The sequence below is a fragment of the Marivivens niveibacter genome (assembly GCF_002150005.2).
In the GTDB taxonomy this organism is placed as follows: Bacteria; Pseudomonadota; Alphaproteobacteria; order Rhodobacterales; family Rhodobacteraceae; genus Marivivens; species Marivivens niveibacter.
The window spans coordinates 86128-105487 of the sequence record NZ_MSPP01000002.1; the positions used below are offsets into that span (position 1 = coordinate 86128).

Below are 19360 nucleotides of genomic sequence, written 5' to 3' on the forward strand. Positions count from 1 at the left end.
TTAGCCATGTGGCGCAATTATAACCCCGTACGATTATATCAGGACGGCTATGACTGGACCGGACGCACGTCTAGGTCACAGTTACTGGTCGTCCTGATCTTTATGGGGCTTATCTGTCTTCCGGTTTGGAACCTTCACTGGTTCGGCAAAGCCGGCCGCATCGTCGAAATTGCGGGCTGGATTTCGATCGCATTGATGACGGTGCCCCTTTGGGGTCACATCGTGCGTCGGTTCAATCATATGCGCTGGCCCGCAGCATTGGCGCTATTGCTGTTTATTCCCTTCGTCAACCTTATCGTCCTTGCGATTTTGCTGATCAAAAACCAGGGACAAAGGCGGCTGTTTGAAATGACACCGCTGCGGACCGCAGGATTTTACTGCGCCGTTTTGGTGGCGGTCATCGCGCTGAGCCGGATTATCTGGACGCCTTATTGGGCGCCTGCCGGATCGATGAAGCCGAACCTGTTAATTGGGGATGTCTTTGCCGTTTGGCGTTTGGACAGATCGCCCGACTACGGCGACGTCATGGTGTTTGCTGACGCGTCAGGCACCATTTTCGTCAAACGCGTGATCGCGTTAGGCGGCGATACCGTCAAAATGACCAACGGCGTTCCGCAGGTTAACGGCGCGCCGTTACAGCAATCCCAGATCGACTCATTCATTGAAACGATGGAACCGCAGGGGCAATTCAAAAACCTGCCTCGTTGCAGCAACGGCGCTGTCGGCTATGGCGCGACATGCGTAAAACAACAATTCACCGAAATCGCACCCAACGGCACGACCTATTCCGTGCTGTCCACGATCCCAAATGCGTCGATGGACACTACGAATACCTTTACCGTTCCACAAGGCCACGTGTTTTTCATGGGTGACAATCGCGACAATTCACGCGATAGCCGTATTTCCGTTCCTGCAGGCGGATTGGGATTTGTGCCGGAAACTGCTATCTTCGGTCAGGCCGTGCGCATATTGTATTCGTTCAAAGGGGATGACCCGTATCAACTATGGACGTGGCGCGGCTCTAGAATATTCAAGGCGATCGAATGAAACTATCGGCCGAACTGGTCAAATTCAGCAAAAACCTGGGGCACGAATTTTCGCGCCCTGAATTGCTGGTGCGCGCAATGACCCACCCTTCGATGTCGTCGCCGCATCGTGACAACAACCAGCGTCTGGAATTTCTAGGCGACCGCGTTCTGGGTCTGGTCATGTCCGAAGCGTTGTTCAACGCCGACAAATCCGCAGCCGAAGGCGTATTGGCCCCGCGATTCAACGCATTGGTGCGCAAAGAAACCTGCGCCGATGTTGCCAAGGAAATTGATCTGGGGTCCGTCCTGCGTCTGGGCCGATCCGAACAGAAATCAGGCGGCCGCCGCAAGGATGCATTGCTGGGCGACGCGATGGAGGCGGTGATCGCCGCCGTCTATCTGGACGCTGGTTTTGAAACGGCCCGCGACATGGTTCTGCGCCTATGGGGCGAACGTATCCATCAGGTCGAAGAGGACGCGCGCGACCCCAAAACGGCCCTACAAGAATGGGCCCAAGGCCGCGGCCAGACCCCACCGAAATATGCCGAAGTGTCCCGCTCCGGCCCCGATCATCAACCCGTCTTTACCATCGAAGTGCGCTTGGACAGCGGCGATAGCGAACGCGCCAGCGCAGGTTCGAAACGGCACGCCGAACAGGCCGCCGCCAAAGCATTGCTTGCAAAGGTCAGCTCATGACAGATACCCAAACCCGCGCAGGCTTTGCCGCGCTGATCGGTGAACCTAACGCCGGAAAATCGACCCTACTGAACTGGATGGTTGGCGCTAAAGTGTCGATCGTAACCCACAAGGTTCAAACCACCCGCGCCCGCATTCGCGGCGTTGCGATGGACGATCAGAACCAGATCGTGTTCGTTGACACCCCTGGCCTATTCCGCCCGCGTCGCCGTTTGGACCGCGCGATGGTTGCTGCCGCATGGGGCGGCGCCGCTGACGCAGATGTCGTCGTTCTACTGATCGAGGCACATCGCGGCCTAACCGACGGCGTTCAGGCCATTCTGGACGCGCTGGCCGAAAACATGTCTCATGTGCGCCTTGCCCTCGCGATCAACAAAATCGACCGCGTAAAGGCCGAAGATTTGCTGGCTCTGACCCAGAAAATGAACAGCGCCTATGATTTCGAAAAAACATTCCTGATTTCGGCCGAACGTGGCCACGGCTGCGAGGACCTGAAACATTGGCTGGGCGAACAAATGCCCGAAGGCCCGTGGCTATACCCCGACGATCAGATCGCCGATCTGCCGATGCGCATGATCGCGGCGGAAATCACCCGCGAAAAACTGACCCTGCGCCTGCATCAGGAACTGCCCTACCAGCTGACGGTCGAAACCGAAAAATGGGAAGAACGCAAAGACGGGTCCGCCCGCATCGATCAGATCGTTTACGTATCCCGCGACGGTCACAAAGGCATCGTTTTGGGCAAAGGCGGTGAAACCGCCAAAGCCGTATCCAAAGCCGCCCGCGAAGAATTGCAGGAATTTTTGGGGCGCAAGGTGCACCTGTTCCTACAGGTCAAAGTGCGTCCGAACTGGCTCGAAGAATCCGAACGCTATTCGGAAATGGGTCTGGATTTTAAGGACGGCAACGCATGAGGCTTGCCGCGGGCGTATGGGTGTCGGCCTATCTGACGCGCCTACGTCTGGCCGATATTCCGGCCTTTGTCACAGCGCGCGGCGATGAAACGGCGGGCGCTGTGCTGGTAAAACTGAACACATTAGACGGCAACGCGGCGGCCTATCAGCGGTCTTTTGACCTGATGACGGGCGACCGCAAATGGATGACCCTGATCGAAGGCAGCGATGCAGACGTCGATCAATCCGTCGCCAAACAGCGGTCGTTTGACAGCGATCTATGGGTGATCGAAGTCGAAGACCGCATGGGCCGTACATTATTGGACGAACCGGGGCTGGAATGATCGAATGGCGGGATGAAGGCGCATTGATCGCCGCACGCGCCCATGGCGAAAACGCCATGATCATCGACGTATTCACTCCATCCCGTGGCCGTCACAGCGGCGTTGTGCGGGGCGGCACCAGCCGCAAAATGGTCGCCACCCTACAGCCCGGCACGCAAATCAGCGTCACATGGAAGGCTCGTTTGGAAACCCATATGGGCAGCTTTACCGTTGAACCCGTGCGCAGCCGCGCCGCATTGGTGATGAACGACCGACTGGCGCTAAACGGGCTGAACGCAGTCTGCGGGTTGCTGGCCCGCACCCTGCCCGAACGCGAACCGCATCCGCCGCTGTATGACCGCACCATAGCGCTGCTGGACCTATTGGGACAAAACGACGTTTGGCCGCTGGCCTATCTGCATTGGGAAATGGCCCTGCTGGATGAATTGGGGTTCGGCATTGATCTGTCGGCCTGCGCCGTGCGCGGCACGAACGAAGACCTGTGCTATATCTCGCCCAAATCGGGCCGCGCCGTCAGCGCTCAAGGCGCAGGCGAATGGGCCAGCCGCATGTTGGATCTGGTCCCCGTGATGAAAGGCGAAGGTGACGCCAGCGGAACAGAAATAGCCCGCGCCATGAAGACTACGGGCTATTTCATTGAAAACCGGTTGTTTGCCGCCCATTCGGGCAAAGCCCCCGCAGCGCGCCAACGATTAATCGACGCGCTACAGCGGTTACAGGATTAACCCAGCAAACGGCGCGCGATCACTTGCGCCTGAATTTCTGCTGCACCTTCAAAGATGTTCAGAATACGGGCGTCGCACAGGATGCGGCTGATTTTGTATTCCAACGCGAAACCATTGCCGCCGTGGATTTGCAGGCCATTATCCGCACAGGCCCACGCGATACGCGCTCCCAGCAGTTTGGCCATACCCGCCTCTAGGTCGCAACGACGATCCGCGTCTTTTTCACGAGCCGAGAAATAGGTCAGCTGGCGTGCGATCATGATTTCAACCGCCATCATCGCCAGCTTGCCCGACACACGTGGGAAATTGATCAGCGACTGGCCGAACTGTTTACGGTCGATTGCGTATTGCATCGAAACGTCCAGCGCCGATTGCGCCACACCGATTGCACGTGCTGCGGTTTGGATACGGGCCGATTCAAAGGTCTGCATCAGCTGTTTGAAACCGTTGCCCTCTTCGCCGCCCAGCAGGTTTTCGCCTTTGACTTTGAAATTATCAAAGCCCAGTTCGTATTCCTTCATGCCGCGGTAGCCCAGAACCTCGATCTCGCCGCCAGTCATGCCTTCGGTCGGGAATGGGTTTTCGTCGGTGCCTGGTGCCTTTTCCGCCAAGAACATCGACAGACCACGGTAATCGGTGGTGTTCGGATCGGTCCGCGCCAGCAGGGTCATCACGTGGGTACGTGCCGCGTGGGTGATCCAAGTTTTGTTGCCGGTGATGCTGTAATCGCCATCTTCGCCTTTGACAGCGCGGGTACGCAGCGAACCCAGATCCGAACCCGTGTTCGGTTCGGTGAACACAGCTGTCGGCAGGATTTCAGCAGACGACAGTTTCGGCAGCCAGTTTTGTTTCTGTTCGTCGGTACCGCCGGCCAAAATCAGCTCTGCCGCGATTTCCGAACGGGTGCCAAGCGAACCAACACCGATGTAGCCGCGCGACAATTCTTCGGACACGACGCACATGGATGCTTTGGACAGGCCAAAACCACCGAACTCTTCTGGAATGGTCAGACCGAAAACGCCCATTTCGGCCAGTTCGTCGATGATTTCCAGCGGGATCAATTCGTCCTTCAGGTGCCATTCGTGCGCGAATGGTTCGACCTTCTCCAACGCATAACGGCGGAACTGATCGCGGATCATTTCCAGTTCTTCGTCCAGACCAGAGGTGCCGAACATCGTCGCACCGTTCTGGTCTTGCATCAGTTCAACCAGACGCGAACGCGCGGCCTGCGTATTCGCGGATTGAACCAGCGTGATGATCTCGACCGAATTCAGGTTATCTTGGACACCCAGATCGGTCAGGCGCAGGATTTCGCCTTGGGACATCGGAATGCCGCCTTTGATCTGCGCAAGGTATTCGCCAAATGCGATCTGCAGGATCAGCTGTTCGGTTTCGCCAAATTTATCTTCAGCTTTGGCCGCAACTGCCCAGCCATTCATCTGGCGCAGCGATTCCACATAGGTCGCCAGCCATGCCAGACCGTGTGCAGCCGCCTGATTCTGTTCAACCAGCCCGCCCGACACGCGACCGTCTTTCATCACGCGCGATTTTACCGATTCTTTTGCGGATTCCAGCAGTTGTTCCACTGGGGCGATCACCGCGCCCGTTAAATCCAAAAGATTCTCAAGAATTGGCGATGCTGTCATAGCGATGTCCTGTCCGTCGTGAGGCATGGTCGGCTCCTGATTGTGCACTTGCAGAGATAACGATTTCGCAACTGCAGCGCAACTTAATTTCGTTTATTATACGCAGCGACAAACAAAATGTCGCACGGGAATTTCTAGTGCGTTGTCTTCGTTAAACGTCTAAGCCTGAGGAATGGATGCATTATTTTCGCTGATTTCGCCGGAATTATTGGCCTTTGCTTTTGTCGTGACTGTGATCGCAGGCACGGTAAAAGGCGCGATCGGATTTGCCATGCCGCTGATTATGATTTCGGGGCTAAGCATTCTGATTGATCCGAAATTGGTGGTCGCGGGAATCATTCTGCCAATTGTGCTGACCAACATACTGCAGGTGACCAAAGGCGGCCTGAAAAACGCATGGGATGCGCTGATGGAATATCGGACCTATGTGATTCTGGTCTGCATCATGATCCTAATCACATCGCAGTTCGTGGCCTATGTCTCTGCCGACATGATGTTGCTGGGGTTGGGCGTTATCGTCACGGTCCTATGTGCGATCCAGATCGCAGGCGTGCGCGTTGAAATCCCGCCCCACCGCCGAAAGGTCGGTTCGGTCATCGCGGGCATCCTATCGGGCATTCTGGGCGGATTTTCAGGCACATGGGGCCCGACAACCGTTTTGTATCTGGTCGCGGTCGACACGCCAAAGGCCAAACAGTTCAGCGTTCAGGGCGTTGTCTATGGCGCTGGCGCTGTGATGTTGCTGATCGGGCACCTAAAATCGGGTATCCTGAACGCGCAAACCGTGCCGTTTTCACTGGCTTTGATCCCACCGGGCGTGTTGGGCATGTGGATCGGGTTCAAAATCCATGACCGGATCGATCAGGTTTTGTTCCGCAAAGCAACGCTGTGGGTTTTGCTGATTGCGGGGATCAACCTTGTCCGCCGCGGGATTATGGGCTGATCACGACAGCAGCATATCGCCGCTACACAGGCTTTCGATCGACATTCCTACTGGGGCTGGCACGACGTCAAAAGTAACAGAAAAATGGGTCTGCCCCGCCTGTTCGATCGCGAATGACCATTCGCCAATCAAGACTTCGTACGGCATATCAAAACGATACATGCCTAGGCTAAAATCCTGATCCGACAGGCTAGGTGTCCAACGTTGTTCGGTCACCCCATCGGTGCCCATTGGCGGATGACGTACGACGATTTCAGCACCTGGTAATTTAATTCCATCTGCCAACCGCGCCTGAAAACCGAAACCCAAATGCTGGATCGCTGGCACTGTTGTGGTTGTCGAAACCACGGTTGGGTCACCAGCGATCACATCAATGGCGCCGATTTCGGTATCCGGCGCAGGTTCAGAGGCCAGCACTTCGTACGGGCAATGCAACCCGATGTCGCCAACAACGATTGTGGGCTTTGCCTCATATGCAGAAGCGATAGCAGGAATCAGGGCGAAAACAGTGGTAATCATGCGCATCTTAAACATGGGCGCCATCATCATGCCTAGCTAGGCCATGTCAATAAAAAGGGGCCCGATGCTGTCGCATCAGACCCCCAAATTCGCGTGAGTGGCGCGTATTAGCCGATTGCAGCTGCTTTGACGTCTTCGTCGATGAACGGAACGTACTGAGCAAAGTTATCTGCAAACATATCAACCAGCTTGGATGCCTGCGCATCATAGGCTGATTTGTCAGCCCAAGTTGCACGTGGGTCCAGCAGGGTCGCATCAACGCCAGAAACGGTTACGGGGACTTCGAAACCAAAGTTCGGATCCTTGCGGAATGTTGCTTCGGCCAGCGATCCGTCCAGAGCCGCCGACAGCAGCGCGCGGGTTGCTTTGATCGGCATGCGGCTGCCTGTGCCGTATGCGCCGCCGGTCCAGCCGGTGTTTACCAACCAGCAGGTCGCGCCGTGTGCCGCGATTTTTTCCTGCAACAGTTTGCCATAGGCCTCTGGGCGGCGCGGCATGAATGGCGCACCGAAACAGGTCGAGAATGTCGGGATCGGTTCGGTCACACCAATTTCGGTGCCTGGTGTTTTCGACGTGAAGCCCGACAAGAAGTGGTACATCGCCTGCGCAGGTGTCAGACGCGCGATCGGAGGCAGAACACCATATGCGTCACAGGTCAGCATGATGATGTTTTTCGGATGACCACCCAGCGCCGAATCCGATGCGTTCGAAATGTAGTGCAGCGGGTACGCACAACGCATGTTGTCGGTGATCGAGTTATCTTCGAAGTCCAGTTCTTTGTTGTCTTCGTCGTACACCATGTTTTCGATCACGGTGCCGAACATCGAACAGGTCGCGTAGATTTCTGGCTCCGCTTCAGCCGACAGGTTGATGGTTTTCGCGTAGCAGCCGCCTTCAAAGTTAAAGGTGCCGCGATCCGACCAGCCATGTTCGTCGTCGCCGATCAACACGCGATCAGGGTCAGCCGACAGGGTGGTTTTACCCGTGCCCGACAGGCCAAAGAAAATCGCGGTGTCGACAGGGTTGCCAACAGCGTGGTTTGCCGAACAGTGCATCGGCATGATGCCCTTTTCAGGCAGCAGGTAGTTCAACAGAGTGAAAACCGATTTTTTGTTTTCGCCCGCGTATTCGGTGCCCGCGATCAGAATGGTCTTTTTGTCAAAGTTCAGCGCGATCACGGTTTCCGAACGGCAGCCGTGCTTCTCTGGGTTCGCTTTGAACGATGGGCAGTTGATGATGGTCCATTCTGGATCGAATGCGTCCAGCTCTTCGCGTTCTGGGCGGCGCAGCATGGTGCGGATGAACAGCGAATGCCATGCCAGTTCGGTCACCATACGCACGTCCAAACGGTGTTCAGGGTCAGCGCCGCCGAACAAATCCTGTACGAAATAGGTGCCGCCCTTCATGTGCTCCAGAATGTCGCCGTGCAGCACGTCGAATTTGTCCATTTCCATCGGCGCGTTGTTATCCCACCAGATGGTGTCCTCGACCGATGGGGTGCGAACAACGAATTTGTCCTTTGGCGAACGGCCAGTGTGTTTGCCGGTCGATACCAGCAACGCGCCGCCATTACCCAAGGTGCTTTCGCCCAATTTCAACGATTCCTGAATAAGCGCAGGCTCCATCAGGTTGTAATAGACATAACCCAGTCCAGTGATGCCTTGATTTTCAAGCTTCATGGTTGGGTTGACCCGTCCGTGGTCCATTTGTCTCTCTCCTGATTGTGGGAGCCTGTTGCTCCGGGATAGGGGCCCACATAGCACCATGATTTTCCATCAGAAAAGGCGGGTTTGTCGCAGTTAGCGCAATCATTTTCGTGTTAGCGCAACCTGTTAGCGCGACCATACGACCAAGGCCGCAAATCGGACCAATTGGTCGATTCTGTTAGGCGTAACTGTTTACGCAAACAGTCCGAATCGCAGTTTCCGATTGATTCGCTCGCAGAAAAAATGCGAAAACTGTCGGTAAAAACGGCAGTTCAAAAAATTCAGGCTAAAGGGATCATCCCATGCACAAAATCGCGCTGGTCGACGACGACCGCAATATTCTGACTTCGGTCGCCATGACGCTAGAGGCTGAAGGTTTCGAAATCGAAACATATAACGACGGCCAACAAGCGCTGGATGCTTTTAACAAAAAGCTGCCCGATCTGGCTGTGCTGGATATCAAAATGCCGCGCATGGACGGGATGGACCTGCTGCAGCGCCTACGCCAAAAGACAAACATGCCGGTTATCTTTCTGACCTCGAAAGACGACGAAATTGACGAGGTTCTTGGCCTACGCATGGGTGCAGATGACTACGTCAAAAAACCTTTTAGCCAGCGTCTATTGGTTGAACGCATCCGGTCTCTGCTGCGCCGTCAGGACGCGCTGAACGGGGTCGAAGTTGAAACCGTCGAAGAAGACAACAAAGTCATGACGCGAGGCCAGCTAACCATGGACCCGCTGCGCCACGCGGTGAAATGGAAAGATCGTGACGTGTCCCTGACCGTCACCGAATTCCTACTGCTGCAGGCCCTGGCCCAGCGTCCGGGCTTTGTAAAATCCCGCGACCAGCTGATGGATGTGGCCTATGATGATCAGGTCTATGTTGATGACCGCACCATCGACAGCCACATTAAACGTCTGCGCAAAAAGATGCGTCAGGTCGACGGTGAATTCAGCGCGATCGAAACGCTGTATGGCATCGGCTATCGCTATAACGAAGAGTAACCGATGACTGCCAACCCGCAAATCGATGTTCGTGATCTACGCTCTGTCCGCAATGCGGCACAGAAATCGGACATCGTTTTGGGGGATGAATATATTTCGCCCGAAACGACGATGGACCGTGAAATTCTGGATCGTCGCCGTCGTCGCGGGCTGATTACGCTCAATCGCTCTCCGTTGGCGCGCAAGATCATCACGTTCAACCTGCTGGCCATTTTGATCCTTGTTGGCGGCGTATTGTGGATGAACCCGTCGCGCGACAACCTCGCGTTCCAACGTGCGTCAGGGCTGGTAAACGAAGCTGAGCTGATCGCCGATGTGTTCGAGGCGCAGCTACCCGACAGCGCACCGGTCAATTTGATCACAGGCGATGGCATCAACGTCCCCGAAACCTTGGCAGGTTTGGACCTGCGGGGCGGCGTCCAAGTCTATGTGTTCGATCCCAATGAAACGCTGATCGTATCAGAAACAGCCCCAGATCGTCCCACAATCGACGGCCTAAGCTACAGAGACGATGGCACCATCATTACCGATTTTTTAAATTGGATATGGGAAGGTTTGGCCGGACTGTTCAATTCGGAACCCGATACCAATATTTCGGCTGATCCGATTGAAACCGCACAAACCGATGTGGCCCTAACGTTGACTGATGGCACGCAGGTGCATTCTGAATTCAACAACGACGGTTTGACCACATTCCGCGTTAGCACCCCAATCATGCAAGGCGACACACCTGTAGGCGTTGTTGTTCTGGTCGGCGCCGCTGGCGAATTAGACGCGCTTGTCAGACGCGAACGCGAACAGGTCCTGCAGATGTTCGTGATCGGCATTCTGGTGTCCATCGGACTATCGCTCATCCTTGCCTCTACCATCGCCAATCCGCTGGCAGACCTTGCAGCAGCGGCAGAGGCTGGCCGCGACCGAAATGCACGTAAAATGTCACCCGGCCGTGTACGTATCCCTGACCTGACCGCACGCCCTGATGAAATCGGCCGTCTATCGGGCGCACTGCGCGGCATGGTTGCGGCGCTCTATGATCGCATCGAAGCGAACGAACAATTTGCAGCCGACGTGGCCCATGAAATCAAAAACCCGCTGGCATCGCTTCAATCGGCGGTCGGCACAATGCGGGTCGCCAAACGCGACGATCAGCGTGAAAAACTGCTTCAGGTCATCGAACATGATGTGGTGCGCCTAGATCGTCTGGTCAGCGATATTTCCAACGCATCCCGCCTGGATGCCGAGCTGGTGAAAGAAGACGAAACCGAATTCGATCTTTTGGAAATGTTGGGCAACTTGAACCAGTTCTTGGGCGAACAAGCCCGCGACAAAGGCATCGAATACCTAACCGACCTGCCAACTGGGCCGATTATGATTGCTGGCCTCGAAGGGCGATTGGCCCAAGTTTTCGTCAACTTGATCACCAATGCGATTTCATTCTGCGAAGATGGCGACGCCATTCGCGTCTGGGCGCGCAAACGCGAAAACCGCATTCTTGTGGTTGTCGAAGACACCGGACCAGGCATTCCGGATGGCGCGTTGACCAAAGTTTTTAAACGGTTCTATTCCGAACGCCCCGCTGGCCAGTTTGGCAATAACTCAGGACTGGGCCTCGCGATCTCAAAACAAATCGTCGAAGCCCACGGCGGCGTTATCTGGGCCGAAAACATTCGCCCCACAGACGCAGACATTACATCCGACCCGCTGGGTGCGCGTTTTGTCGTCGGCCTGCCTGTCTAAAACGTGTCAAACGATCCAATCAATGCTCACGGATCATGCGTTGCCTATCAGGGCCGCGCAGCGCTGATCATAGGTGGATCTGGTTCGGGGAAATCGACGCTCGCACTGCAATTGATGTCGATGGGCTGCGATCTGGTGGCCGACGACCGCACCGACATTTACCCCGATTTAACCGTCCGTGCCCCAGCCACAATCAAGGGGCTGATCGAAGCACGCGGCATAGGTATTTTACGTGCACAGCCCGTTTCGGCACAACTTTTGCTAGTAGTAGACTTAGACCGCATTGAAACGGAACGCCTGCCTCAAACACGACACACGACATATCACAAACATGCAATCCCGCTAATATATCGAGTAACAGGCGTTCACTTCCCATTTGGGATACTGCAATATCTGAAAGAAGGCCGACAGGATTAACCCCATGCTAGATGCGCCGGAAAAACAGGATCTGATTTTGGTGACAGGCCCATCGGGTGCTGGTCGCACAACCGCAGTCCGCGCATTAGAAGACATCGGGTTCGAGGTCATCGACAACCTGCCGCTATCATTGCTTGACCGCCTGATCGAAGGTAGCCCGCTGGATCGTCCGTTGGCGTTGGGTCTGGATGTCCGCAATCGCGATTTTACGGTCAATGGTGTGATCGATACGATTGACCGTTTGGGCGTCGATCCACGTGTCGATCTAAAGGTTCTATTTCTGGATTGTGCAGATGACGTATTGATCCGCCGTTTTTCTGAAACACGCCGTAGGCATCCGCTGGCGGACTCTGACGATCCAATTGTTGGTATCCGCAAAGAAAAAGAGCTGATGCAACCGATCCGCACCCGCGCTGAATTTCTGATCGACACCAGCGCCATGAGCCCTCACGAAGCGCGGCTAGAGGTTCAACGATGGTTTTCCAGTGACCACGATCAGTTGCTATCGGTGGCGACACAGTCTTTTTCATACAAACGCGGCCTACCTCGAGGGCTGGATTTCGTCTTTGACTGCCGTTTCTTGCGCAATCCCCATTGGGATCCGGAACTACGGGCATTGGATGGGACAACTGACGATGTTCAGTCCTACGTGACCCAAGACGAACGGTTTGCGCCGTTTTTCAATCACGTCAAATCCATGATTGAATTACTACTGCCGGCATTTCGTGATGCGGGTAAAACGCACCTCTCCATCGGGTTTGGGTGTACCGGAGGGCAACACCGTTCAGTCACAATGACCGAACTGCTGTCCAAGGCTCTTGCAGATGATGGCTGGCGGGTGTCTAAACGCCATCGGGAAATAGAACGCCAAACTGAAACAGGTTTGGCTGATCGGGGTGAACACGCGTGATCGGGATCGTCATCGTAGCACATGGTGGTCTTGCCAAAGAATATTTGGCAGCCATGGAACATGTCGTCGGAAAACAAGATGCCGTTCGCGCCATCGCAACGGGCCCCGAAGATGACCGATCTGCGAAACAAGCCGAAATTTGCGACGCTGCCGATTCTGTAGATACAGGCGATGGTGTTGTGATCGTCACCGATATTTTCGGTGGATCACCGTCAAACCTATCCTTACGCGCCTGCGGACCGACAAACCGCCGCATTTTATATGGGATGAATTTGCCTATGCTGATCAAGCTGGCCAAAAGCCGTGGCAGAACCGTTCCAGACGCGGTCGACGCTGCGCTACAGGCCGCCCGCAAATACATCAATAGTCATCAAGTCACAGAATAATTAACCTATATGTCCATTACCCGCCGCCTTGAAATCATCAATATCAAGGGTCTCCACGCCCGTGCCTCTGCCAAGCTAGCTGAAACCGTCGAACAGTTCGACGCGACGGCAACTGTTTCCAAAGACGGCATGGACGCCGCAGGCGATAGTATCATGGGGCTTTTGATGTTGGCAGCAGCCAAAGGAAGCTTTATTGAAGTCGAAACTTCGGGCAATCAGGCCGAAGAACTCGCCGACGCGATCCAAGCTTTGGTCGCGGATTTTTTCGGCGAAGGTAACTAGGCATTTCAGGGGTTTGACCTTTGACAGACGTAACGCGCAACACAGCGAATGGCCACCCGGCCCCAACCGATGCGCCAAAGGTCTATGACCGACGTAGCCTGACCTATTCGAACACCTTTGACAGTCCTTTCAAACGGAACGTTATCCGCGCGATGGAATGGGTGACGGGCAAATGGTCGATCATCCGCCGCATTCGTCGTTTTGAACGTCTGGGCACCCCGATGGGCCAAGAATTCTGGGCCGCCACGATGCGCGTCATGGGGATTGATCTGCAAACTCCGCGTGCACAAATCGAACGCATTCCCGAAACTGGACCAGTCATTTTCGTCGCCAACCACCCGCACGGATTGGTCGATGGCATGATTCTGGCCGACCTGATCGGCCGCCGCCGCGACGATTACCGCATCCTGACCCGTTCATTGCTGACAGGCATCGATGAAAGCGCTGCAAGCTATATGATCCCCGTGCCTTTCCCGCACGAAGAGGACGCGCAGCGCAAAATGATTGAAATGCGCAAAAAAGCGATGGAGCATCTGGCCGAAGGTGGTCTGGTCGCCCTGTTTCCTTCGGGCGTTGTGGCCGCTGCGGAAACGCCGTTTGGCCCCGCTATCGAAGCGGAATGGAACGTGTTTACCGCGAAAATGATCCGCACCTCTGGCGCGACTGTTGTTCCTTGTTTCTTTCAAGGATCAAATTCACGGGCCTACCAGATCGCGAACTGTATTTCGCCAACGATCCGTCAGGGCCTGTTGCTGCACGAAGTTGCGCACGCGTTCGACAAACCACAGGCACCGATTATCGGCGATCCGATCCCCGCAGAAGTGGTTGCTGAAAAAATCAAATCGCCGCGGGAATTTATGGCCTGGCTGCGCGAACACACGCTAAGCCTCAAAGACTAGGGCGCAGACTGCCCCCAAATTTCAGCGGGCACTGCTTTGACGATCAACACGGCGGCGATGCAGGCGAATAACCAGCCACCCGGCCGTGTGAACATCCAAACCAAAAACAAAAAAACAAAATTGACCGCCATCCGTGGCAGGCCCAACAAAAACACCATCAGATACGCTCCGGCAGCTCCATACCCCGCAGCGCATCTATCGTGGCCACTGGTTTCTTACCCGACCGCTGAAGACGCGTGATTTCCACAGCGCCCGTGCCGCAGGCCACGGTAAAGCCGTTCAGGATTTGCCCCGCTGCGCCGTTGCCTTCGGCCAGTTTGGCCCCCAACAACTTGACCCGTTCGCCATTGATTTCACACCACGCGCCAGGGAATGGCGACAGGCCACGAATTTTGCGATCAATCACCTCGGCAGGTTCGGACCAGTCAATCGCGGCTTCTTCTTTGTCAATTTTCGCGGCATAGGTCACGCCGTCTGTCGGCTGGACTTGCGGCGTCAGCTCGGGCAAATCGGTCAAAGCTTTAACGATCAGTTTCGCGCCCATATCCGACAGCCAGTCATGCAGCTGACCTGTGGTTTCTTCGGCGCCAATCGCGGTGGTCTGTTTCATCAGGACGGGGCCGGTATCTAAACCCGCCTCCATCTGCATGATACACACGCCCGTTTCGGCGTCGCCCGCCATAATCGCGCGATGGATCGGGGCCGCACCGCGCCAACGCGGCAGCAGGGACGCGTGGATGTTCAGACACCCCTGTTTCGGCGCATCCAGCAAAGACTGCGGCAAGATCAAACCATATGCCACAACCACAGCGACATCCGCATTCAGTTCGGCAAAGGCCGCGACATCAGCGGCATCTTTGAAATTCACAGGGTGACGGACGGGAATGCCTAGCGCCTCGGCCCGTGCGTGAACAGGGCTGGGGCGATCCTTTTTACCGCGGCCCGCGGGGCGGGGCGGCTGCGAATAGGCGCAAACCACGTCATGGCCCGCCTCGACCAAAGCATCCAGCACAGGCACCGAAAAATCGGGCGTTCCCATAAACACGACGCGCATTGAATTATCCGTTCAGTTTCTTTGCCTTACGGGTCAGCATGTCACGCTTTACCTTGGACAGATGGTCGAAATACATTTTGCCGTTCAGGTGATCGATTTGGTGCTGGACGCTTGTCGCCCAGATATCCACGAAATCGCGCTCCTCGACCTCGCCCGATTCATTCAAGAACCGAACAGTCACAGCGCGTGGACGCGTGATGACCGCCGATACGCCAGGCAAATTCGGCGAAGCCTCTTCATGATCGCGTGGTTTGACGGACGCGTGCAGAATTTCAGGGTTCGCCATTTTCACAGCGCGCCCCCGTTCATCGGACGCATCGACCACGGCCAAACGTAGCGGGATGCCCAGCTGCACAGCAGCCAGCCCAACGCCGGGCATGCTATCCATCGCTTCGATCATTTCGGCCCAGATGGCGCGAATGTCATCCGTGATCGCATCAACTGGTTCGGCCGGTGTGCGCAGGACTTTGTTCGGCCATTTCACATAAGGACGATGCGCCATTATTTGCCCCGCGCCATTTCGCGTTTCAGTTTCTGCATCTTGCGCGTGATCATCTGACGTTTCAGCGGTTTCAGGTAATCAATGAACAGCGTGCCGTTCAGGTGATCGATTTCGTGCTGAACGCAGGTCGCCCACAGTTCATCAAATTCTTCTTCGACCGTTTTGCCGTCCACGTCGAGCCAACGCACGCGCACCATTTTCGGGCGTTCGACTTCGGCGAATTGATCGGGGATGGACAGGCATCCTTCCTCGTAGACGTTCTTTTCCTCTGATTCCCAAATGACCTCGGGGTTGATCAGAACCATTGGGTTCGGCTTTGCCTCTGGGTCGCGCTGCGCATCCATGACGATCAGACGGTTCAAAATGCCGACCTGAGGCGCCGCCAGACCGATGCCAGGCGCGTCATACATGGTTTCGATCATGTCGTCGGCCTGTTTGCGGATGTCGGCGGACACCTCGGCAATCGGGTCGGCAACCTTTTTCAGGCGGGGATCAGGATGGATCAAAATCGGGCGTAGGGTCATACCCGCGATGTAGCCATTTACCGCCCGTCCCGCAAGGATTGGCGCATTTACGCTTGCACCTATACCGCAAAGGGGCAAATTTGATCACATTGCAGGAAAGAGGCCCCCAATGAATTTCGACGAAGTGATTGATCGCCGTGGCACCCATAATGCCAAATGGGACGAGATGCAGAACATCTATGGCGTCAGCCCAGATGACGGTCTGGCGATGTGGGTGGCCGACATGGATTTCCGCGCGCCCGATTGCATCACGGCTGCGCTGCAAAAACAAATCGATCATGGCGTACATGGGTATTTCGGCGACGAATCCGAATACCACGCCGCAATTTGCTGGTGGATGAAAAACCGTCACGGCTGGGACGTGGATCCAAGTTGGATTTTCACGACCCACGGGCTCGTGAACGGCACCGCAATGTGCGTTGATGCCTACACCGAAAAAGGCGACGGAGTCGTTCTGTTCACGCCCGTCTATCACGCCTTTGCCCGCGTGATCCGCGCCGCAGGGCGCGAAGTTGTCGAATGTCCATTGGCGCTGGACAACGGCAAATACACCTATGATTTCGATGCCTATGACGCGCAGATGACCGGCAACGAAACAATGGTCATCCTCTGTTCGCCACATAACCCCGGTGGCCGCGTTTGGACAAAAGAAGAGCTAGAGGCTGTTGCCGAATTCGCCAAACGCCATGACCTGATCCTAGTGTCGGATGAAATCCACCACGATCTGACCATGCCGGGCGCGACCCATATCCCGATGGCGAACATCGACGGGATCACCGACCGGCTGGTGATGATGACGGCGACGACCAAAACCTTCAACATCGCAGGCAGCCATTCTGGCAACGTGATTATCCCCAATGAGGCCCTGCGCAAAACCTTTGCCGCGCGGATGGGCGCGCTGGGTATTTCGCCGAACTCGTATGGCCTGTTCATGGCAACGGCCGCCTATAGCCCCGAAGGTGCGGCCTGGGTCGACGCGCTACGCGAATATCTGGATGGCAACCGTCGTCTGTTCGACGAAGGCATCAACGCTATCCCCGGCCTGAAATCTATGGAAATGGAATCGACCTATCTGGCATGGGTGGATTTTTCGGGGACGGGCATGACGCGCGATGAATACACCAAACGCGTCCTGCAAGACGCCAAAATCGCGGTGAACTATGGGCCGACCTTTGGTGCGGGCGGTGAAAACTATCTGCGCTTTAATATCGCCACGCCGCGATCCCGCGTCCAAGAGGCGGTACGCCGTATGCAAGCCGCCTTTGGTGACCTACAATAATCGAATCAAAAAAGGGCCGTTTCAGACAGCCCTTTTGCTATTCAGCGTTTGGTGATCAAACCCGCTGGCGCATCTATCGAACGGACGAAATCGACGGGCGGGCCATCCAATGCAGCCTGATGCCACTTATATTCAAACAAACGTTCGCCTTCTTCTTCGCGGGATTGGAATACTAACGCTTGATACAAATACTTTGGCCCATCATATATTTTGACGTGACCGCGCAATTTCGGCGCGGCTTCTGCATCCATCGCAAACCCCGTGTCCCACATCCGATTGATGCGATACACCTCGTCACCATCATGCACACATAGGCGCGACGAACGGCGCTCTGCGGCGCGGCGGGCTTCTTCCAATCCTTTACGGACAGCTTCGGGCAGAAAATCTGACATAGCGTTCACCTTGGTCTTGTATGCCTAGGATGAAGCAGCGGCAGAGAAAATCAACCTATACCAACGCCTTGTGTGACAAACTTGCCCGACGTTATCAAACAGCCGCAGTTTTCCGCGCTTTGACGATGCTGCAAATAGACACAACAGCCGCGACTGCGATTGCAACAACGGCAGCGTAATGATCATGGCCCGATGCAGCCTCTACATGTCCAGGGTGCGCCATCGCAGCGGTCGAAGCAGTCATAAAAACAGCGGTCAGGGCAAAACGGGTCATTTGTATTCCTTTGCAATGCAATAATTTCGCACAAGCAATGCATATAGCGGCGCCCAGTTTCAACCCAAGCCAAGATGCAGCTGTGCATTTATGCAGTGGGGACGTGCGTCAGCTTTTGTTGCGCCTTTGGGCAAATCGCCTAGTTTTCAAGCAACGCATAGACGGAGAGAACGATGGGCTACCTAGATAAAGGCGAGTGGAAAGACAAATGGTACGACACGGAATCGACGGGCGGTAAATTCGTTCGTTCGACCGCTGCATTTCGCAACTGGATCACCGCTGATGGATCAGCTGGCCCATCTGGCGATGCAGGGTTCAAGGCGGAATCGGGCCGCTATCACCTGTATGTATCCTACGCCTGCCCATGGGCACATCGCACATTAATTTTCCGCGCGATCAAAGGCCTGACTGACCACATCACCATTTCGGTCGTGCATCCGCATATGTTGTCGGACGGCTGGACGTTCGAAGACGATTTCGAAGGCGCGACGGGCGATGACCTGTTCGGCCTTCCGTTCCTGCGCGATATCTACACCAAAGTTGACCCTGAAATTTCGGGCCGCGTGACTGTGCCGATCCTATGGGACAAGAAAACCAATACGATCGTATCCAACGAAAGCTCTGAGATTATCCGCATGCTGAATTCGGCGTTCAACGACATCACCGGCAACACGGATGACTATTGGCCCGAACACCTGCGCGATGACATCGAGGCGCTGAACGACCGCATCTATGACACCGTGAACAACGGCGTCTACAAATCCGGTTTTGCCACCAGCCAAGAAGCCTATGAAGACGGCGTAAATCCATTGTTCGACAGTCTGGATTGGATCGAAGACATCCTATCGAAAAACCGTTACCTGACGGGCGATCACCTGACCGAGGCAGACTGGCGCCTGTGGACGACCCTTGCCCGTTTCGATCTGGTCTATCACGGCCATTTCAAATGCAACCGCAAGAAACTGATCGAATACCCGAACATCTGGGCCTACACCCGCGAACTGTACCAAATCCCGGGCGTGGCCGAGACGACCCATTTCGATCACATCACGCACCACTACCACTACAGCCATGACATGATTAACCCCGACCGTATCATCCCAACGGGGCCGGATCTGGATTGGGATGAACCACACGGTCGCGGCGCCTAAAACGCGAAAACAGTCGCGTCTTAGACTTGTGTAACCCTGCCTAATC

General features: G+C 55.4%; 23 protein-coding genes. 15 read left to right on the top strand and 8 right to left on the bottom strand.

The features are described from left to right. The first annotated feature begins 6 nt into the window (after positions 1-6). The 5 genes from lepB to recO are packed head-to-tail and all read left to right on the top strand — an operon-like array spanning position 7 to position 3686. Positions 7-1047: a signal peptidase I gene (gene lepB, locus BVC71_RS06275; protein ID WP_086450807.1), complete on the top strand. Its 1041-nt coding sequence runs from the start codon at positions 7-9 to the stop codon at positions 1045-1047. Beyond that, entirely contained in the window at positions 1044-1724 is a 681-nt protein-coding gene (gene rnc, locus BVC71_RS06280; RefSeq protein ID WP_086450808.1) for a ribonuclease III, read from the top strand. Before lepB ends, rnc begins: the two co-directional genes overlap by 4 nt. Continuing rightward, positions 1721-2638 carry a GTPase Era gene (era, locus tag BVC71_RS06285; protein ID WP_086450809.1) on the top strand — a complete coding sequence of 306 codons (918 nt, stop codon included), beginning with the start codon at positions 1721-1723 and terminating at the stop codon, positions 2636-2638. The genes rnc and era overlap by 4 nt, the downstream gene beginning before the upstream one ends. Next, complete coding sequence (locus BVC71_RS06290) at positions 2635-2961, top strand: DUF1491 family protein (protein WP_086450810.1); 327 nt, start codon at positions 2635-2637, stop codon at positions 2959-2961. The genes era and BVC71_RS06290 overlap by 4 nt, the downstream gene beginning before the upstream one ends. Continuing rightward, complete coding sequence (gene recO / locus BVC71_RS06295) at positions 2958-3686, top strand: DNA repair protein RecO (RefSeq protein WP_086450811.1); 729 nt, start codon at positions 2958-2960, stop codon at positions 3684-3686. The genes BVC71_RS06290 and recO overlap by 4 nt, the downstream gene beginning before the upstream one ends. Here the strand turns inward: recO and BVC71_RS06300 are convergent. Continuing rightward, positions 3683-5359: an acyl-CoA dehydrogenase family protein gene (locus tag BVC71_RS06300; RefSeq protein WP_086450812.1), complete on the bottom strand. Its 1677-nt coding sequence runs from the start codon at positions 5357-5359 to the stop codon at positions 3683-3685. The genes recO and BVC71_RS06300 overlap by 4 nt on opposite strands. Before the next feature lie 145 nt (positions 5360-5504). On the opposite strand from BVC71_RS06300, the gene BVC71_RS06305 reads away from it, so the two are divergent. Next, complete coding sequence (locus tag BVC71_RS06305; RefSeq protein ID WP_086450813.1) at positions 5505-6275, top strand: sulfite exporter TauE/SafE family protein; 771 nt, start codon at positions 5505-5507, stop codon at positions 6273-6275. Here the strand turns inward: BVC71_RS06305 and BVC71_RS06310 are convergent, their stop codons facing one another. Beyond that, on the bottom strand, positions 6276-6809 hold the full coding sequence (locus BVC71_RS06310; RefSeq protein WP_165767737.1) for a DUF3859 domain-containing protein: 534 nt from the start codon (positions 6807-6809) through the stop codon (positions 6276-6278). It lies immediately after the preceding gene. A 92-nt stretch (positions 6810-6901) separates the two neighbouring features. Next, positions 6902-8500, bottom strand: a complete 1599-nt coding sequence (locus tag BVC71_RS06315) for a phosphoenolpyruvate carboxykinase (protein WP_086450815.1) — start codon at positions 8498-8500, stop codon at positions 6902-6904. 302 nt (positions 8501-8802) lie between these two features. Between BVC71_RS06315 and BVC71_RS06320 the strand changes: the two genes are divergently transcribed. From BVC71_RS06320 to BVC71_RS06350, 7 genes are read left to right on the top strand one after another with little or no spacing between them, the layout of a single operon-like run. Next, positions 8803-9507 carry a response regulator transcription factor gene (locus BVC71_RS06320; RefSeq protein ID WP_086450816.1) on the top strand — a complete coding sequence of 235 codons (705 nt, stop codon included), beginning with the start codon at positions 8803-8805 and terminating at the stop codon, positions 9505-9507. Positions 9508-9510: 3 nt separating this feature from the next. Continuing rightward, a complete protein-coding gene (locus BVC71_RS06325; RefSeq protein WP_086450817.1) occupies positions 9511-11244 on the top strand; it encodes a sensor histidine kinase in 1734 nt (577 codons plus the stop codon). A gap of 3 nt (positions 11245-11247) precedes the next feature. Further along, a complete protein-coding gene (locus BVC71_RS06330; protein WP_086450818.1) occupies positions 11248-11661 on the top strand; it encodes an HPr kinase/phosphorylase in 414 nt (137 codons plus the stop codon). A gap of 4 nt (positions 11662-11665) precedes the next feature. Further along, complete coding sequence (gene rapZ / locus BVC71_RS06335; RefSeq protein ID WP_086450819.1) at positions 11666-12571, top strand: RNase adapter RapZ; 906 nt, start codon at positions 11666-11668, stop codon at positions 12569-12571. Next, the gene (locus BVC71_RS06340) at positions 12568-12957 is read left to right on the top strand and encodes a PTS sugar transporter subunit IIA (RefSeq protein ID WP_086450820.1); all 390 of its coding nucleotides are present in this window, start codon (positions 12568-12570) and stop codon (positions 12955-12957) included. The genes rapZ and BVC71_RS06340 overlap by 4 nt, the downstream gene beginning before the upstream one ends. A gap of 9 nt (positions 12958-12966) precedes the next feature. After that, positions 12967-13239, top strand: a complete 273-nt coding sequence (locus BVC71_RS06345; RefSeq protein ID WP_205905957.1) for an HPr family phosphocarrier protein — start codon at positions 12967-12969, stop codon at positions 13237-13239. A gap of 20 nt (positions 13240-13259) precedes the next feature. Further along, positions 13260-14138 (top strand): lysophospholipid acyltransferase family protein, encoded by an 879-nt coding sequence (locus BVC71_RS06350; protein ID WP_240516799.1) that lies wholly within the window; start codon positions 13260-13262, stop codon positions 14136-14138. A gap of 157 nt (positions 14139-14295) precedes the next feature. On the opposite strand, the gene fmt is transcribed toward BVC71_RS06350, so the two are convergent. Genes fmt through def (BVC71_RS06365) form a run of 3 tightly spaced genes read right to left on the bottom strand, consistent with a single transcriptional unit; the run spans position 14296 to position 16218 of the window. Beyond that, on the bottom strand, positions 14296-15192 hold the full coding sequence (fmt, locus tag BVC71_RS06355; protein ID WP_086450821.1) for a methionyl-tRNA formyltransferase: 897 nt from the start codon (positions 15190-15192) through the stop codon (positions 14296-14298). Positions 15193-15196: 4 nt separating this feature from the next. After that, on the bottom strand, positions 15197-15694 hold the full coding sequence (gene def, locus BVC71_RS06360; protein ID WP_086450822.1) for a peptide deformylase: 498 nt from the start codon (positions 15692-15694) through the stop codon (positions 15197-15199). Next, positions 15694-16218, bottom strand: a complete 525-nt coding sequence (gene def, locus BVC71_RS06365) for a peptide deformylase (RefSeq protein WP_086450823.1) — start codon at positions 16216-16218, stop codon at positions 15694-15696. The genes def (BVC71_RS06360) and def (BVC71_RS06365) overlap by 1 nt, the downstream gene beginning before the upstream one ends. Positions 16219-16327: 109 nt before the next feature. Here def (BVC71_RS06365) and BVC71_RS06370 point away from each other — a divergent pair, with 109 nt between their 5' ends. Beyond that, positions 16328-17497, top strand: coding sequence for a MalY/PatB family protein (locus tag BVC71_RS06370; RefSeq protein WP_086450824.1), 1170 nt, complete (start codon positions 16328-16330; stop codon positions 17495-17497). Positions 17498-17538: 41 nt separating this feature from the next. Here BVC71_RS06370 and BVC71_RS06375 read toward each other — a convergent pair whose 3' ends face one another. Together BVC71_RS06375 and BVC71_RS06380 are read right to left on the bottom strand one after the other, a co-directional pair. Beyond that, entirely contained in the window at positions 17539-17889 is a 351-nt protein-coding gene (locus BVC71_RS06375) for a hypothetical protein (protein ID WP_086450825.1), read from the bottom strand. A 94-nt stretch (positions 17890-17983) separates the two neighbouring features. Continuing rightward, entirely contained in the window at positions 17984-18163 is a 180-nt protein-coding gene (locus BVC71_RS06380; RefSeq protein WP_086450826.1) for a DUF6732 family protein, read from the bottom strand. A gap of 173 nt (positions 18164-18336) precedes the next feature. On the opposite strand from BVC71_RS06380, the gene BVC71_RS06385 reads away from it, so the two are divergent. Continuing rightward, positions 18337-19314: a glutathione S-transferase family protein gene (locus BVC71_RS06385; protein ID WP_086450827.1), complete on the top strand. Its 978-nt coding sequence runs from the start codon at positions 18337-18339 to the stop codon at positions 19312-19314. Positions 19315-19360 lie beyond the last annotated feature (46 nt).

Excerpts from the sequence above, each read along its gene's own strand:
- lepB (WP_086450807.1), top strand. The coding sequence starts at position 7 with ATGTGGCGCAATTATAACCCCGTACGATTATATCAGGACGGCTATGAC.
- rnc (WP_086450808.1), top strand. The coding sequence starts at position 1,044 with ATGAAACTATCGGCCGAACTGGTCAAATTCAGCAAAAACCTGGGGCAC.
- era (WP_086450809.1), top strand. The coding sequence starts at position 1,721 with ATGACAGATACCCAAACCCGCGCAGGCTTTGCCGCGCTGATCGGTGAA.
- BVC71_RS06290 (WP_086450810.1), top strand. The coding sequence starts at position 2,635 with ATGAGGCTTGCCGCGGGCGTATGGGTGTCGGCCTATCTGACGCGCCTA.
- recO (WP_086450811.1), top strand. The coding sequence starts at position 2,958 with ATGATCGAATGGCGGGATGAAGGCGCATTGATCGCCGCACGCGCCCAT.
- BVC71_RS06300 (WP_086450812.1), bottom strand. The coding sequence starts at position 5,359 with ATGCCTCACGACGGACAGGACATCGCTATGACAGCATCGCCAATTCTT.
- BVC71_RS06305 (WP_086450813.1), top strand. The coding sequence starts at position 5,505 with ATGGATGCATTATTTTCGCTGATTTCGCCGGAATTATTGGCCTTTGCT.
- BVC71_RS06310 (WP_165767737.1), bottom strand. The coding sequence starts at position 6,809 with ATGTTTAAGATGCGCATGATTACCACTGTTTTCGCCCTGATTCCTGCT.
- BVC71_RS06315 (WP_086450815.1), bottom strand. The coding sequence starts at position 8,500 with ATGGACCACGGACGGGTCAACCCAACCATGAAGCTTGAAAATCAAGGC.
- BVC71_RS06320 (WP_086450816.1), top strand. The coding sequence starts at position 8,803 with ATGCACAAAATCGCGCTGGTCGACGACGACCGCAATATTCTGACTTCG.
- BVC71_RS06325 (WP_086450817.1), top strand. The coding sequence starts at position 9,511 with ATGACTGCCAACCCGCAAATCGATGTTCGTGATCTACGCTCTGTCCGC.
- rapZ (WP_086450819.1), top strand. The coding sequence starts at position 11,666 with ATGCTAGATGCGCCGGAAAAACAGGATCTGATTTTGGTGACAGGCCCA.
- BVC71_RS06345 (WP_205905957.1), top strand. The coding sequence starts at position 12,967 with ATGTCCATTACCCGCCGCCTTGAAATCATCAATATCAAGGGTCTCCAC.
- fmt (WP_086450821.1), bottom strand. The coding sequence starts at position 15,192 with ATGCGCGTCGTGTTTATGGGAACGCCCGATTTTTCGGTGCCTGTGCTG.
- def (WP_086450822.1), bottom strand. The coding sequence starts at position 15,694 with ATGGCGCATCGTCCTTATGTGAAATGGCCGAACAAAGTCCTGCGCACA.
- def (WP_086450823.1), bottom strand. The coding sequence starts at position 16,218 with ATGACCCTACGCCCGATTTTGATCCATCCTGATCCCCGCCTGAAAAAG.
- BVC71_RS06370 (WP_086450824.1), top strand. The coding sequence starts at position 16,328 with ATGAATTTCGACGAAGTGATTGATCGCCGTGGCACCCATAATGCCAAA.
- BVC71_RS06375 (WP_086450825.1), bottom strand. The coding sequence starts at position 17,889 with ATGTCAGATTTTCTGCCCGAAGCTGTCCGTAAAGGATTGGAAGAAGCC.
- BVC71_RS06380 (WP_086450826.1), bottom strand. The coding sequence starts at position 18,163 with ATGACCCGTTTTGCCCTGACCGCTGTTTTTATGACTGCTTCGACCGCT.
- BVC71_RS06385 (WP_086450827.1), top strand. The coding sequence starts at position 18,337 with ATGGGCTACCTAGATAAAGGCGAGTGGAAAGACAAATGGTACGACACG.